The organism is Martinezella lusitana (assembly GCF_900094565.1).
GTDB classification, from domain to species: Bacteria; Pseudomonadota; Alphaproteobacteria; order Rhizobiales; family Rhizobiaceae; genus Rhizobium; species Rhizobium lusitanum.
In genome coordinates this window covers 14,772-28,124 of the sequence record NZ_FMAF01000037.1, presented here as the reverse complement: position 1 = coordinate 28,124, position 13,353 = coordinate 14,772, and the positions used below count along the sequence as shown (strand labels likewise).

Genomic DNA, 13,353 nt, shown 5'->3' with positions numbered 1-13,353 from the left:
CGATATGGTCAAGGGAACGCTTTCCGGCGTTGTGGCTTTCATCGCCTGTGTGCTCCTGTTCGGTCCGCCCGCGGCCGGACAGGAGGCGGCCTCTTCCGACTATCGAATAAAGCCTTCCGAAGTCGTCGTGCCTCCGGAACTGAAGCTTGGTGACTATCAGAGGACCATTCGTCCGTTCGAAAACTGGACACTGATTTGCGACGAAAACCTGAAGATCCGCCAACGGGTTTGCAATGTTACCCAGATCATCGAGAACCAGGCAGGACAGGTTGCGTTCAGTTGGTCGCTTGCGGCCAACAAGACAGGCAATCCTTACATGATCTTGCGCACCGCCCCGGTTGCCGCGAGCAACGGCCTTGTCTCGCTGAGGTTCGAGGGACGCAAGGAACCGATACAAGTCCAACTCGAAGGATGCAACAAAGCGGTTTGCGTCGGCATGCTGCCGGTGGGGCCTGTACTGCGTGAACAGATTTCGAAAAACGCGGCGCCAATGATCTCCTATTTGACGACGGATGGGACGACGATCAGCGTGACCGCCACCCTCAAGGGCCTTTCCACAGCCGTTAAGGCGATAAATTGACGGATCCATATTCAATGAATCAGCAATCAATCCATGATCGAATAATATCCCGGAACCAGAACGGCACTGAGAGCCAAAGCACGGTCAGCGACCAGGGGAAGCCGAGGCGCGACTGGCGGAAAGCAGTCATTTTCTCGCTGCTCGGAATTGCCGTTGTCGGTGCCGCCGCCGCCATCGTCATGCACTATGATGCGGTCGAGAATTTCATATCGCAGCCGGCTGTTGCGGCGACCAACGAAGCCAATCAAGCCCTGGCCGACACGCCGTTTCTGCAGCACGCCAAACAGGCGGGCTTGCAATCCTGCTCCACCGTCTTTCCCGCGCTCGGCGAATTGTTGACAAACGGCACCCAATACAATGTCCAGTCGGTCTGGAATAACGGGGCCGCCGACAAGCATGCGGTGCAGGCACTCGTGGGCATGAACTATGCCACGCAGGGCTATAGCGGCCCGGCCGCGGGCGTCGTCTTCGCTGCGCCGGTCGCATCCGGTTGCGAAGGCTCAATGGTCCGCGTGGCGCCGTTCACGGCCTCCTGCGCGGATATTTCGGCAAAGTTTTCCAACGGCAGCAAGCTCATCAACACTCTTGGACAGGTCGGCGTCTACGAACTTGGCAATAGCGGAGGCGACGCGATGCTCCTGCCGGCCGGAAACGGCTGCATCGTTATCTCCGTGGCGTCGGCCGCAGGGAAGCAAGGAGGTGCCAAATGAGATTCAGGTCCAGCATTGCGGCGATCGGCATGCTGCTCGCCTCCACAGGGCACCCGAGCGCGGCTGACCTCTCCACGGAGGCGGAGGTTCCCGTTCCGCCGCCCGAGCGCGGCATATGGGCCGCAATCGCCTACTCCACGCCAGACGAGAAGCACGGTTTCTTCTGGGGTGCCGACAAGCGACAGGAAGCCATGGATATCGCCCTCAAGCATTGCGAGCGGGACGGCGGCAGCAAGTGTGTCGTGGTCAGCGTGTTCCGCAATCACCGGCATTGGGATGACGACGACAACACTGGATTTCCGTATTATCACTGCGGCGTGCTCGCCATCGGCAAGCAGGAAAACAATCGCATCACGCCGTGGAGCGCAAATTCGGCACCGACGCGCCAAGAAGCCGAGGACCTTGCTCTCAAAGCATGCGGGCGCTCAGGGTCGCAATGCAAGGTTCGCGAGTGGGTGTGTACATGACCCGATCGTGACCGGGTGCGGCCACCGGGATGGAAGCCACGGAGGCCATGCTTCGAGCGGTCGCGCGGACCTCAGCCCTTCGTCCTTCACCGCCCTATAGACCCAATCGAGGATGGTGTCCTCCTTGTAACAGAAAGACGTGCTCCCTTGCTCATCGCGACATCTACCCGACCCCACAGGACGATCGATAGCATGTCTCGTTCGGGGTTTGCCCTTCTTTGTTCGAGCCTCATATTCATGCTTGCTCCGGCAGCCTTTGCCCAGTCAGCTATGCCAAACGGCGCATCGACCGTGCAGGAAACCTACCAGGACTGGCGGGTTGCATGCAACCTGCGCGACAAGGCGCCGGCATGCGTGATTTCGCAGGATCAGACCCAGCAGAACGGTCAGAGGCTGCTTGCCGTCGAGATGCAGATGCGCCCCGATGGCAGTGCGATCGCAACGTTTCTCCTCCCGTTCGGCATCGTCCTCGACTCCGGCGTAACGCCGAATGTCGATGATCAGCCGCCTTTAAAGCCGATGCGTTTCCGCACCTGTTTGCCGACAGGATGCATTGCCTTGTTGGCGATCGATTCCGCGACACTTGCAAAGTTGCGGACGGGCTCGCGCCTAAACTTCAAGGTTACCGCCGATGCGGACAAGCCGCTGAGCTTTCAGGTGTCGCTACATGGGTTCTCGGCAGCCCTCGATCGCGTTGCCGCCTTGAATCCCCGGTAGAAAATACCGGGGAGAGTCAAAGTTTAGCAGAGGTCTGATCCGACTTGGAAGAATGCCATAAACTGCGGCATGCGACGGTCCATGGTATGAACCAAGGAGATCGGTCGGATATATAGCGTTCCTCTGACACGCTTCCTTAATGCGCAATCGTAAACAGCTCCATTGCATCGGCGAACCCTTTCAGCCGCTGCGGCCCGATCGGGACCGAGTCTCCAATGCGCGCTTTTTCGCGGAAGGAGAGAGACATCAAGAGCGCGTCGCCCCTTTCGCTGCAGATGCTTTGGATGCGGCTGACGACATTGACGTCGGGGCCGATCAGTGTGAAATCCAGCCGGTTGCCGGAGCCGACATTGCCGTAGCTGACTTCGCCGTAGTGCAGCGCGATGCCGACCTTGACGCGGATACCGTCATATTGGAAGTCGTCCACTTCATCGAGGATGGCTTTTGCGGCCACCAATGCGGCTTGGCAGGCTCCGAGCGGATCGATGCCCGGAAAGAAGGCGAGAACGGCATCGCCCATGAACTTCAGCACCTCGCCGCCTTCCCGGGTGATCGCGGGCACGACCTTGTCAAAATAAGCGTTCAGCAGTCCGAGGACGGTGCTGCCGGGGAGTTGATTGGACAATTCCGTGAAGCCGCGAAGGTCGCAGAGCAGAAGCGCTGCTTCCATGGATTCGATCTCGCCGCGGCGGATGTGTCCGGCAAGGATCCGGCTTGCCGTCATGGGGCCGATATAGGTGTCGAGCAGGCTAAGTTCGCACTGTCGCAGGACGCGCAGTTCGCTGGTGTTGCGCAGTGCCGGCAGGATGCGCTCGATCACCTGCTGTTCGGCAGATGTAAAGCCGCCGGGCCGCTTCGTGCCGAACGCCGCGCAGCTGATCGGCCCATCGGCGTTGCACAGCGGCGCTATCATCAGTTGTACCAGCCCGCGGCCGGAGAAGATGTCAATGTGCTGCCAGTGGCCATGCGGGCTCTCGCCTGGACCGACAATCAGTGGTTCGCGGGTCTCCAGCGCTTTCTGGAGCGGTGTATTGGCGAGCGCCAGGCGCATCCCGTGTTCGCGGTCGTGGATCTCGATCGGCGCGCCCGGTGCCCAGGCGATGGTGCGGCCGATGAATTCAGGGTGCAGCGTCATCAGGTGCAGTGTCAGTCGATCGACAGGAACGCCGAGCGCCTGCAAACGGCGTCCCAGCCCGGAGACGAGATCGGGCTCATCGAGAGCGTGGCACTCGTCGCCGGTCAGCCACTCGATGAGGCTCAGTGTCGCTGCCGTATTGACGCCGGCGCGTGTGACCCTGGAATTTAGAATTGCGGTTTCGGGCATGTCTAGCAGCATGGTCATGACTATCTCCTCCGGTTTCAGGTGCGGCGCTCAGTGCGCGCCGGCACCGGAGAGGTGACCGGGTTTCTTGAGGAACAGGCTGGCAAGCAGGGCGACACCGAGTGCTACGCCGAGCAGGAAGAAAGTGTCGCTGAAGGCCATGATGTTGGCCTGTTTGCGCAGGCTGGAAGCGATGGCGACGACTGCCTTGTGGGTGGCAAGCGCCTGGTCGCTGACGCCATGGTTCAGGAAATAGCCGGTGAGCCTGGCGACGCGGTCGCGGGTGGCGTCTTCGAAAACCGAGACCGAATTCGTCAGGATATTCGAGTGGAACTGCTCGCGTTTGGTCAGAAAGGTCTGCAGCGCCGCGATGCCGACTGCGCCGCCGAGATTGCGCATCATGTTGAAGAGCGCCGAGGCCGAGCCGGCATTCTCCTGTTCGATGCCGGCGGTGGCGATCGCGGTGAGCGGGGTGAAGGCCAGCGCCTGGCCGACTGCGCGCACGATGTTCGGCCAGAAGAGCTGATCGCTGGCATAGTCGCCGGTCATGTAGACATTCATGAAGTTCGAAGCGGCAAAGAGCGCGAAGCCGACGAGGATCAACAGGCGGGCATCGAAGCGCTTCATCAGCCGCGGCACCAGCGGGATCAGGATCAGCTGCGGAATGCCGGTCCAGGCAAGCACCATGCCGATCTGCTCGGAATTGTAGCCCTGGATGCGTGTGAGGTAGATCGGCAGGATGAAGACCGAACCATAGAGCGCGATGCCGAGCAGGAAATTGGCGACGATGCCGAAGCCGAAATTGCGACGTACCAGCAGGCGCAGATTGAGCAGCGGATGGGCGGCCCGGAGCTCGATGATGAGAAAGAGTGTCAGCGAGATCGCGGCGATGACGGACAGGCGCACGATGAACGGCGACCCAAACCAGTCGTCCTTGTTGCCTTCCTCAAGCACGGTCTGCAGCGCGGCAAGGCCGATCGCCATGGTGATGATACCCGGCCAATCGCCCCTGGCGAGCAGGGAAAGGTTCATCGGCGCACGGTCGAGCGACGCCCAGAGCATGCCGACCATCAGAACGCCGGGCACCAGATTGACGTAGAAGATATATTCCCAGCCCCAGTTTTCGGTGAGGTAGCCCCCGATAGTCGGGCCGATGGCCGGCGCGAAGGTCGCGGAAAGGGCGAAAAGGGCAAGGCCTATCGGCTGTTTGGGTTTCGGCAGCATCGTGATGATGATGGTGAACGCCATCGGGATCAGGACGCCGCCGGAGAAGCCTTGTATGGCACGCAGGACAATCATCTGCTGCAGGTTTGCCGCAAAGGCGCAGGCGACCGAGAAGAGGAGGAAGAGGATGGCATTGGTCAGTAGATAGATGCGGACCGAAAAGACGCGGGCGAGCCAGGCACTGAGCGGAATGACGACGATCTCGGCAATCAGATAGGATGTCGAGATCCAGCCGCCATCATCCGTTCCAGCGCCGATAGCGCCCTGGATGTCGGCAAGCGAGGCATTGACAATCTGGATGTTCAGTACGGCCATGAAGGCGCCGAGCGTGGAGCCGATCACGGCGGTCCACATGCGCAGCGGGCTCATGACGGGTCGGGCGACCGGGGCGGCTGCCGCGGTGGAATTGTTGTTTGCGGCGATCTGAAGAGTGGCCATGATGCTTCTCCTTCCGACTGATGCGGAAATAATCTCACGACGATATTGAGATGATAATCGGCGAAGAATGGGAAGGATCATCCAGCGTGACTGGATAATCCTTCGGCGTTGGCAGGCGCGGTTTGCGCAGCCTTGGTATCGATTTCCGGCTCGACCGACATGCCGGAACGCAGCAGCCCTGCCGGGTGTTCGTCGTCGATGACGATCTTCACCGGGATGCGCTGGACGATCTTGGTGAAGTTGCCGGTGGCATTGTCCGGCGGCAGCAGCGAGAATTCCAGCCCGCTCGCCGGCGAGAGGCTGTCGACGTGGCCTTTGATGGCGACATCGGGGAAGCTGTCGACCTTGATCTCGACCGACTGGCCGGGACGCACATAGGTCAACTGCGTCTCCTTGAAATTGGCGATGACATAGACCGAATGCAGCGGGACGACCGCCATCAGCTGCGTGCCTGACGTGACGTACTGTCCCAGACGGATCGAGCGGGCGCCGACCGTGCCGTCGACGGCGGCGACAATGTCCGTATAGGAAAGGTTGAGCTCCGCCTGCTGGACCGCCGCGGCGGCGCGGTCGCGCTGGGCGGCGGCCTGGTCGCGCTGGGTCTGCAGCACCGGCACCTTGTTCTGAGCCGCCACCAGGGCGGCCTGATCACGCTCGACGGCGGCGGTAGCCTGATCGCGGGTCGATTGCGTCTGTTCGACGCGCGATTGCGTGCCGGCGCCATTGCTGATCAGCCGGGCCGAGCGGGCGGCATCCGATTGCGCGAAATCGAGCGAGGCCTGCGAAGCGTCAACCGTCGCCTTCGCCTGGTTGATCAGCGATTGCTGCAGCGATATCTGCGCATCGATGTTGGCGATCGCGGCCTCGGTGGCCTTGAGATCGGCCCTCGCCTGGGAAAGAGCGGCCTGGAAGTCACGGTCGTCGATGCGGGCAAGCACCTGGCCGGTCTTGACGGTGTCATTGTCGTTGACGAGCACCTCCTTGATGTAGCCGGCGATTTTCGGGGCGATCGTGGTGTAATCGGCCTTCACATAGGCATCGTCGGTGGATTCGATGAAGCGGCCGACCGTCCAGTAGTGGTAGCCGAAGTCGGCACCGAAGGCGACGCCGGCCAGCAGTGCGGCGACAAGCACGCCGCGCTTGATGAGCTTGCGGCCGGTCTTGGGGGTCGTAGCAGCGGCAGAGGCGGGCGCCTCGGCAACCGGTGCATGCGGAGCCTCGGCGACGGGAGACTTTGCCGCTTCGCCCGCCGGAGCGGCCTCGGCCTGGCTTGCGTTTCTGAACGCCTCGTTGCGGGGTAGTTCGACCATTGTCCTTCTCCTTCGATATCGCGCCCCATTTGCATGGGGTCCTGTTTGATGCGATGAAGATGCGTCCGAACGGTCCTTCTGATAATCTCCTTAAATCTGGAAGGATCATCAACTCTCAGCGGATAATCCGAGGGCAATATGGATCGGCTGACCAGCCTCGCAGTCTTTGGCCGGGTGGTGGAATGCGGCGGTTTTTCCGCCGCCGCCCGCCGGCTCAACATGTCCGTCACAATGGTGGGCAACCATGTGCAATCGCTGGAGGATCGCCTCGGCGTGCGGCTTTTGAACCGCACCACGCGCAAGGTCAGCCTGACGGAAACCGGCAAATATTATTACGAGCGCTCCTCGCAGATTCTCGCCGATCTCGAGGAGGCCGACCAGGCGGCCGGCGCACTCGCCACCACGCCGCGCGGTACGTTGAAGATCCATTCCAGCACGGCGGTTGTCCGCTTCCTCTTACCTGTCGTCAGCGAATTCATGGCGCTCTACCCGCTGATCTCGCTCGATTTCAGTGTTAGCGAACGTATGGTCGACATGATCGAGGAGGGTTACGATCTTGCAATCCGCGCTGTGTCGCCGCCGGATTCCACGCTGGTCGTGCGCAAGCTCACGCCCTGGCGTCATATGCTCGTCTGCTCGCCGGCCTATCGCGATGCACATCCCATGCCGAAGACACCGGCCGAGATCGCCGAACACAACTGCTTGCAATACGCCTATTATCCCTATGGTGACGAATGGCGTTTCGAGGATGCCGACGGCAGGCAGCAAAGTGTCAAAGTTTCCGGCAATGTCGTCTCCAACAGCCCCGAGATGCTGCGCTATCTGCTGGCGAACGGCCAGGGGATCTTCCTTGCTCCGAGTTTCATCGTCTTCGAGGAGATCGCAGCAGGCCGGCTCGTTCGCATGTTGCCGGACTACCGCCCCGTGGAGTTCACCATCAATGCCATCTACCCCAACCGCAGCCACCTGCCGACCAAGGTGCGGCTGTTCATCGACCTCCTCGTGGAACGCTTTGCCGAGCACCGCAAATGGATGGCCTGAGCGGTGCGGCCTTCTGCCGCCGGCCGCAATCATGCTTGCCGATAGGGCAGGAGAGGGGTGTATTCACCAGCGATGCCCATGATGACAGGAAGGGAATGAATGGTTAGCGAGCCCAAAGTGAGTGGCGTGAATTTATCGATTGATCACGCATTCTTCAAACTGTTGACGGAGAGCTTTCACCGCATCGTTGGGGTTTCTCTGGTCAACGAGGAGTTCGGACCGGATTGGCTCTACCACGAGGCTCCTTTCGTGGTCGTGGCCCACAATACGGACGCCGATCCGCGCTTCATCTATGCCAACAAAGCCGGGCAAAATTGCTTTGAGTATCCATGGGACGAGTTTGTGACCCTGCCTTCACGTCTTTCGGCGGAGCTTCCCAATCGCGCGGAACGCCAGCGGTTGTTGGATGCGGTGACGCGCAATGGCTTTATTTCCGACTATCGTGGGCTGAGGATTGCGAAATCCGGGCGGCGTTTCTGGATCGAGGACGGTATTGTCTGGCAGCTCGTCGATCGTGATGGGATCAGGTGCGGACAGGCAGCGACGTTTTCCAGATGGAAGGACGCGTAGGCTTGCGCGGCGATAGCAATCGTCTCCCTATCGCCCCAAAAGCCGACAAAGCCGATTGTAAAGGCTGAAAGCTGGAATTCTCCCAAGGTGAAGGATGAGGTGGCAGCCTTGTCCTAGGCGCTGTGCCCGCCTGGCTTTACGAACCGATGCCAATTTCGGTCATTAAAACAATGTGACATCGCCGTCGCTGTTCTTGTAATTGGGGGGTTTTAATAGTAATCGTCGCGGCATGGACAGAACCTACAGAATTGCACAGAGCGCAATACTGGTTTTTGTGCGGCTGGCGATCATCGTATCGCTGGCGGGATACACCATGTCCAGCGCCAACGCTGCAATGCACGGTTCGGCTTTTCCTGAAATCCAAAAGACCATGTCCGATGTGACGCCGCCGAGCGACGGCCATCATATGGAGCATGCATCCGCTGACGACCATCGTCATGGTTCTGCCTCCTCGGATGATGAGGGCGCTGCGAAACTCGTCAAGAAGGAATGCTGCAAGGACTTCTGCGGCGGCTTCGCGATCATGTGCGACGAGCCCAGGCTCGGCGGCCCTGTCGTTTCCTTCATCCGCGAGTTCATGAACGACCAGCGCTCGTTTGGCGAACTGCCGACGCTTCACCGCCCCCCGACTATCTGAATAGCGAGACTGCCTGTCTTGGGCACTGCATCGGATCGTTATCGGCTTCGTTGAGCCGACGACCTTCCGGACACACACTCCTATTCGGAAAAGAACATGAGACCTATCATTCTGGTGGTGGCACTGCCGTTGATCGTCGGCGGCTGCTCATCCATGCCTCCCACTGACGTTCCCACGCCGGACGAAGACCTTCTCTCGACGGCACGGTCGATCCAATATCGCACTCCGCTCACAGGATATGTCGCACGCCAACCCGCCGATCCGAAACAGTGGAAAAGGCAAAACGAGTTGCAGTCTCCTTCAAAAGGAGATGCATCATGACGCTCAGCCTCAAGAACGCGGCCCTCCTCATGCTCCCGATTATTCTCGGCGGATGCATATCCACCGAATATGCAAAACGGGATGCGGGTTTCGAGACGGTCGCCAATACCGCAGGCGCCGCGACTGCCAAGCATGCCGTGTGGATACAGAACAAGCTTCAGGCGCAGGCCGTTTCCGACGAGGTAAAGGGCTTGATCGGCAAGCGGCCCCTGGATGCCGAGACCGCCGTCCAGATCGCCCTGCTTAACAACAAGGGGCTGCAGGCAGCCTATGCGGATCTTGGCGACAGCGCCGCCGACGCCTGGCAATCGACCATGCTGATCAATCCCAAGGTCTCGATTGGAACCAGTGGTTTGGGAGCCCCGGAACTGGAGGCCTTCAAGACCATTGAAGGCATGATCGCCACGAACATTCTGGCTTTGGCTACCCATAAGAAGAATGTCGAGATTGCCGGCACTCGGTTCCGGCAGGCGAGGCTGGGAGCTGCAGTCGCGACCTTAAAACTGGCTGCGGATACCCGCCGCGCTTGGATCAACGCCGTCGCCGCGGCAGAGAATGTGGGGCAGCTCCAGCGTGCTCAGCTTGCCGCGGATGCGTCCTCCGAGCTGGCATCCAAGCTTGGCGAAACCGGCGCGATGACCAAGGGCTCGCAAGCCCGCGAGCATGTGTTCGCAGCGGAACTTGCGGGGCAGACGGCTCAGGCTCGACTGGCGGCCAGGCTGAGCAAGGAAGAGCTGGCGCGGCTGATGGGGCTATGGGGCCCTTCGACCGACTATCAGATACCCAACAGGCTTCCTGCTCTTCCGACGACGCTGATTAAACGAGACACTATCGAAGCCGAAGCGCTTCAAAAACGCATCGACCTTCAGATGGCAAAATGGGAGCTCGATGCCACCGCCAAATCCTACGGCCTGACGGAGGCCACCCGATATGTGACGGACCTCGAAATCCTGACCGGATTTGAGACGGAGCGGGCAATCGAGGACGGCAAGAAGAAGGTCGAGACGTCCGGCCAGGTCGAACTGGACTTCGCGATACCGATCTTCGATACCGGCAAGGCCCGCTCGCGAAAAGCCGAGCTGGCCTACATGCGCGCCGCAAACCAGCTTGCGGAAAAGGCCGTCAACGTTCGCTCGGAAGCTCGGTCAGCCTATGAGGCCTATCGATCGAACTACGAGATTGCCAAGCACTATCGCAACAACGTCGTACCGCTCAGAACGAAGATCGAGGAAGAATCGCTCCTGACCTACAACGGGATGATCTCGAACACTTTCGAGCTGCTGACCGACACGCGCGACAAGATCAACTCCATCCTGCTCTCCGTCAACGCCAAGCGCGACTTCTGGCTGGCGGACGCCAATCTCATGCCGGCGATTTATGGCGGCGGCTCCGGCGAGGCGGCCGGGCCGGGCGAAACCGCGTCGACACCGAATGCCGGCAGCGCAGGACACTAGGGATCCCGAACATGTTCAACAGAAGACAGATCATCGGAGCAGGTGCCGCCCTGCTTTCAACCGCAGCATGGACGAAAACATCGGCAATGGGCCTGCCGGATGCCCCGACAATGGGGTCGGCCGAGATGCAGCCGCCAATTCATCCCAACTCAGGCCCGGATTATCAGCCGGTGGTCACCTTGAACGGCTGGACGCTTCCTCACCGCATGAACAACGGCGTCAAGGAATTCCATCTGGTTGCCGAGCCGGTGGAACGCGAGATGGCGGACGGCATGACAGCCTATCTCTGGGGCTACAACGGTCAATCGCCGGGACCGACGATCGAGGCGGTCGAAGGTGACCGGGTTCGCATCTTCGTCACCAACAAGCTGCCGGAACACACGACCGTCCACTGGCACGGCATGATCCTGCCGTCCGGAATGGACGGCGTCGGCGGCCTCACGCAGCCCCACATCCCCGTCGGCAAAACATTCGTCTACGAGTTCGATCTCGTGAAGTCAGGGACGTTCATGTATCACCCGCATTCGGATGAGATGGTCCAGATGGCCATGGGCATGATGGGTTTCTTCGTGATCCACCCCAAAGACCCGAAGTTCATGCCGGTCGACCGTGACTTCGTATTCTTGCTCAATGCCTACGACATCGATCCAGGCTCCTATGTGCCCCGGGTCATGGAAATGACCGATTTCAACATGTGGTGCTGGAATAGCCGGGTCTTTCCCGGCATCAGCCCGCTGGTGGTTTCCAAAGACGACCGTGTTCGCGTCCGCGTCGGCAATCTGACGATGACCAATCATCCGATCCACATGCACGGCTACGATTTCGAGGTCACCTGCACGGATGGCGGTTGGGTCAGGCCCGAGGCACGCTGGCCGGAGGTCAGCATCGACATCCCCGTCGGTGCGATGCGGGCCTACGAATTCGACGCCAAATATCTCGGCGACTGGGCGATCCATTGCCATAAATCGCATCACACGATGAATGCGATGGGCCACGACATCCCGACCTTCATCGGCGTCGACAAAAGGGGAGTGGCGGAGAAGATCCGCAAGCTCCAGCCCGAATACATGCCCATGGGCACCAAGGGCATGGCCGACATGGGTGCAATGGAAATGCCCATCCCTGAAAACACCATCCCCATGATGACCGGTTGGGGTCCGCATGGCCCCATCGAGATGGGCGGAATGTTCTCCGTCGTTAAGGTCCGCGAGGGCGTCTCCGCGGACGATTACTCCGATCCGGGCTGGTACGAAAACCCACCCGGAACGCAGGCTTGGGAATGGACCGGCGAAGTGCCGGACGCGACCAAGATCAAAGACGCCAAAATGCAGATCACGCCCAAGCCCACAAAGGGCTGAGCGCTGCTATCTCCCATCACACACATAAGGATCTACCATGAAGAAATATGCATTCGCGCTCGTGTTCGCCGCCTTGGCCGGCCCTGCAGTCGCCTCTGGCAGTCACGCCGGCGGCCATGACGAAAAGATGGCCGTCGGCGAGGCCGGAGATAAAGCCAAGGCGACACAGACTATCCGCGTCACCATGAAAGAGACGGACGACGGCAGAATGATCTTCACCCCTGATGTCATCAAGGTGCGCAAGGATCAGACCGTCAGAATCTCGCTCAAGAATGCCGGAACCGTCGACCACGAGTTCGTGCTTGATCAGCAGGGCAAGATTCTCGAGCACAAGGTGCAGATGGAGAAATTCCCGGAAATGGAACACGCCGACGCCAATTCGATCCGGCTCTCTCCCGGTCAATCCGGTGACATCATCTGGAAGTTTACAACGGATGGCCAGTTCAAGTTCGCTTGCCTCGTGCCGGGTCACTACGAGGCCGGCATGCATGGCGATGTCATGGTCGCGGCGAAATAACAATTGAACGGAGGAACGAAGATATGAGAATCGCAATCACGACCGCTATTGCCACCTTGCTCTTGCTGAGCACAGCCTTTGGGACATTTGCTCAGGAATTCACCAAGGGCGTGGTCAACAAGGTCGATGCCAAGGCGAAGAAGGTTACCATCAAGCATGAGGATCTGAAGAACCTCGATATGCCGGCAATGACGATGGTCTTCCGCGTTGAAGACCCCGCGCTGCTGCAAAAGCTCAAGGAAGGTGCAGCCATCGAGTTCGTTGCCGAGCGCGTGAACGGCAAGCTCGTCGTCACTCAGGTTAAATGATCGAGGACGCCGCGCCTGGGTATCCCGGGCGCGGCAGACCGGTTCGTCAAAATTTGACATTCCAATGTGAGCTGTAATTTATTCGAGTATTATCCGGCCAATATCGGTTTCGCAGCAATAAACGGAGTGCTCCATGGTTCTCCATATGCTTTGTTGTCTGCAACTTTCTCGAACGACAATTGTGAGATCAACATGAAACATTCGATTGGCATGCTCGTCTTCGCGATATGTATTGCGCCTGCCGTTGCGGAGGCAGGGGCTCCCTCCGTTGCCGCAAGCTGTGAGTCACTTCAAACGGCCATTCGTCAGCGTGGAGCTGTGGTTATTCACTACTCATCTCCACGCGGCGTCCCATTGTTTGACCGATTTGTCGATGGCCC

General features: G+C 59.7%; 15 protein-coding genes. 12 read left to right on the top strand and 3 right to left on the bottom strand.

All coding sequences use genetic code 11. The features are described from left to right. Nucleotides 1-4 precede the first annotated feature (4 nt). The 4 genes from GA0061101_RS34490 to GA0061101_RS34475 all read left to right on the top strand — a co-directional run bounded on the left by GA0061101_RS34490 (nucleotide 5) and on the right by GA0061101_RS34475 (nucleotide 2,474). Nucleotides 5-580: an invasion associated locus B family protein gene (locus tag GA0061101_RS34490; RefSeq protein WP_047552483.1), complete on the top strand. Its 576-nt coding sequence runs from the start codon at nucleotides 5-7 to the stop codon at nucleotides 578-580. Nucleotides 581-594: 14 nt separating this feature from the next. Then, nucleotides 595-1,290, top strand: coding sequence for a hypothetical protein (locus GA0061101_RS34485; RefSeq protein WP_092576943.1), 696 nt, complete (start codon nucleotides 595-597; stop codon nucleotides 1,288-1,290). Next, a complete protein-coding gene (locus GA0061101_RS34480; RefSeq protein ID WP_047552477.1) occupies nucleotides 1,287-1,757 on the top strand; it encodes a DUF4189 domain-containing protein in 471 nt (156 codons plus the stop codon). The genes GA0061101_RS34485 and GA0061101_RS34480 overlap by 4 nt, the downstream gene beginning before the upstream one ends. A 237-nt stretch (nucleotides 1,758-1,994) precedes the next feature. Then, entirely contained in the window at nucleotides 1,995-2,474 is a 480-nt protein-coding gene (locus GA0061101_RS34475) for an invasion associated locus B family protein (protein ID WP_244655275.1), read from the top strand. A 136-nt stretch (nucleotides 2,475-2,610) separates the two neighbouring features. Here the strand turns inward: GA0061101_RS34475 and GA0061101_RS34470 are convergent, their stop codons facing one another. From GA0061101_RS34470 to GA0061101_RS34460, 3 genes are all read right to left on the bottom strand, one after another. After that, on the bottom strand, nucleotides 2,611-3,798 hold the full coding sequence (locus tag GA0061101_RS34470) for an adenylate/guanylate cyclase domain-containing protein (protein ID WP_425350047.1): 1,188 nt from the start codon (nucleotides 3,796-3,798) through the stop codon (nucleotides 2,611-2,613). Nucleotides 3,799-3,846: 48 nt separating this feature from the next. Further along, on the bottom strand, nucleotides 3,847-5,457 hold the full coding sequence (locus GA0061101_RS34465) for an MDR family MFS transporter (RefSeq protein WP_092576935.1): 1,611 nt from the start codon (nucleotides 5,455-5,457) through the stop codon (nucleotides 3,847-3,849). Between the two features lie 77 nt (nucleotides 5,458-5,534). After that, a complete protein-coding gene (locus GA0061101_RS34460) occupies nucleotides 5,535-6,767 on the bottom strand; it encodes an HlyD family secretion protein (RefSeq protein WP_092576932.1) in 1,233 nt (410 codons plus the stop codon). A gap of 138 nt (nucleotides 6,768-6,905) precedes the next feature. Here GA0061101_RS34460 and GA0061101_RS34455 point away from each other — a divergent pair, with 138 nt between their 5' ends. The 8 genes from GA0061101_RS34455 (at nucleotide 6,906) to GA0061101_RS34420 (ending at nucleotide 12,973) form a co-directional block, all read left to right on the top strand. Beyond that, nucleotides 6,906-7,808 (top strand): LysR family transcriptional regulator, encoded by a 903-nt coding sequence (locus GA0061101_RS34455; RefSeq protein ID WP_037196961.1) that lies wholly within the window; start codon nucleotides 6,906-6,908, stop codon nucleotides 7,806-7,808. 99 nt (nucleotides 7,809-7,907) lie between these two features. After that, nucleotides 7,908-8,378 carry an MEKHLA domain-containing protein gene (locus GA0061101_RS34450; RefSeq protein ID WP_092576929.1) on the top strand — a complete coding sequence of 157 codons (471 nt, stop codon included), beginning with the start codon at nucleotides 7,908-7,910 and terminating at the stop codon, nucleotides 8,376-8,378. A gap of 229 nt (nucleotides 8,379-8,607) precedes the next feature. Next, a complete protein-coding gene (locus GA0061101_RS34445; protein ID WP_047639072.1) occupies nucleotides 8,608-9,015 on the top strand; it encodes a hypothetical protein in 408 nt (135 codons plus the stop codon). Nucleotides 9,016-9,111: 96 nt separating this feature from the next. After that, nucleotides 9,112-9,336, top strand: coding sequence for a hypothetical protein (locus GA0061101_RS34440; protein WP_092576927.1), 225 nt, complete (start codon nucleotides 9,112-9,114; stop codon nucleotides 9,334-9,336). Further along, the gene (locus GA0061101_RS34435) at nucleotides 9,333-10,790 is read left to right on the top strand and encodes a TolC family protein (protein ID WP_092576924.1); all 1,458 of its coding nucleotides are present in this window, start codon (nucleotides 9,333-9,335) and stop codon (nucleotides 10,788-10,790) included. Before GA0061101_RS34440 ends, GA0061101_RS34435 begins: the two co-directional genes overlap by 4 nt. An 11-nt stretch (nucleotides 10,791-10,801) precedes the next feature. Beyond that, nucleotides 10,802-12,148 (top strand): multicopper oxidase family protein, encoded by a 1,347-nt coding sequence (locus GA0061101_RS34430; RefSeq protein ID WP_037196955.1) that lies wholly within the window; start codon nucleotides 10,802-10,804, stop codon nucleotides 12,146-12,148. Nucleotides 12,149-12,185: 37 nt separating this feature from the next. Continuing rightward, the gene (locus GA0061101_RS34425) at nucleotides 12,186-12,665 is read left to right on the top strand and encodes a cupredoxin domain-containing protein (RefSeq protein ID WP_092576921.1); all 480 of its coding nucleotides are present in this window, start codon (nucleotides 12,186-12,188) and stop codon (nucleotides 12,663-12,665) included. A 23-nt stretch (nucleotides 12,666-12,688) separates the two neighbouring features. Next, on the top strand, nucleotides 12,689-12,973 hold the full coding sequence (locus GA0061101_RS34420) for a copper-binding protein (RefSeq protein WP_047552444.1): 285 nt from the start codon (nucleotides 12,689-12,691) through the stop codon (nucleotides 12,971-12,973). The last annotated feature ends 380 nt before the right edge of the window (nucleotides 12,974-13,353 follow it).

Coding starts and splice junctions, on each gene's coding strand:
- GA0061101_RS34445 (WP_047639072.1), top strand. CDS start 8,608: ATGGACAGAACCTACAGAATTGCACAGAGCGCAATACTGGTTTTTGTG.
- GA0061101_RS34425 (WP_092576921.1), top strand. CDS start 12,186: ATGAAGAAATATGCATTCGCGCTCGTGTTCGCCGCCTTGGCCGGCCCT.
- GA0061101_RS34460 (WP_092576932.1), bottom strand. CDS start 6,767: ATGGTCGAACTACCCCGCAACGAGGCGTTCAGAAACGCAAGCCAGGCC.
- GA0061101_RS34420 (WP_047552444.1), top strand. CDS start 12,689: ATGAGAATCGCAATCACGACCGCTATTGCCACCTTGCTCTTGCTGAGC.
- GA0061101_RS34465 (WP_092576935.1), bottom strand. CDS start 5,457: ATGGCCACTCTTCAGATCGCCGCAAACAACAATTCCACCGCGGCAGCC.
- GA0061101_RS34475 (WP_244655275.1), top strand. CDS start 1,995: ATGCTTGCTCCGGCAGCCTTTGCCCAGTCAGCTATGCCAAACGGCGCA.
- GA0061101_RS34455 (WP_037196961.1), top strand. CDS start 6,906: ATGGATCGGCTGACCAGCCTCGCAGTCTTTGGCCGGGTGGTGGAATGC.
- GA0061101_RS34490 (WP_047552483.1), top strand. CDS start 5: ATGGTCAAGGGAACGCTTTCCGGCGTTGTGGCTTTCATCGCCTGTGTG.
- GA0061101_RS34470 (WP_425350047.1), bottom strand. CDS start 3,798: ATGCCCGAAACCGCAATTCTAAATTCCAGGGTCACACGCGCCGGCGTC.
- GA0061101_RS34440 (WP_092576927.1), top strand. CDS start 9,112: ATGAGACCTATCATTCTGGTGGTGGCACTGCCGTTGATCGTCGGCGGC.
- GA0061101_RS34480 (WP_047552477.1), top strand. CDS start 1,287: ATGAGATTCAGGTCCAGCATTGCGGCGATCGGCATGCTGCTCGCCTCC.
- GA0061101_RS34435 (WP_092576924.1), top strand. CDS start 9,333: ATGACGCTCAGCCTCAAGAACGCGGCCCTCCTCATGCTCCCGATTATT.
- GA0061101_RS34430 (WP_037196955.1), top strand. CDS start 10,802: ATGTTCAACAGAAGACAGATCATCGGAGCAGGTGCCGCCCTGCTTTCA.
- GA0061101_RS34485 (WP_092576943.1), top strand. CDS start 595: ATGAATCAGCAATCAATCCATGATCGAATAATATCCCGGAACCAGAAC.
- GA0061101_RS34450 (WP_092576929.1), top strand. CDS start 7,908: ATGGTTAGCGAGCCCAAAGTGAGTGGCGTGAATTTATCGATTGATCAC.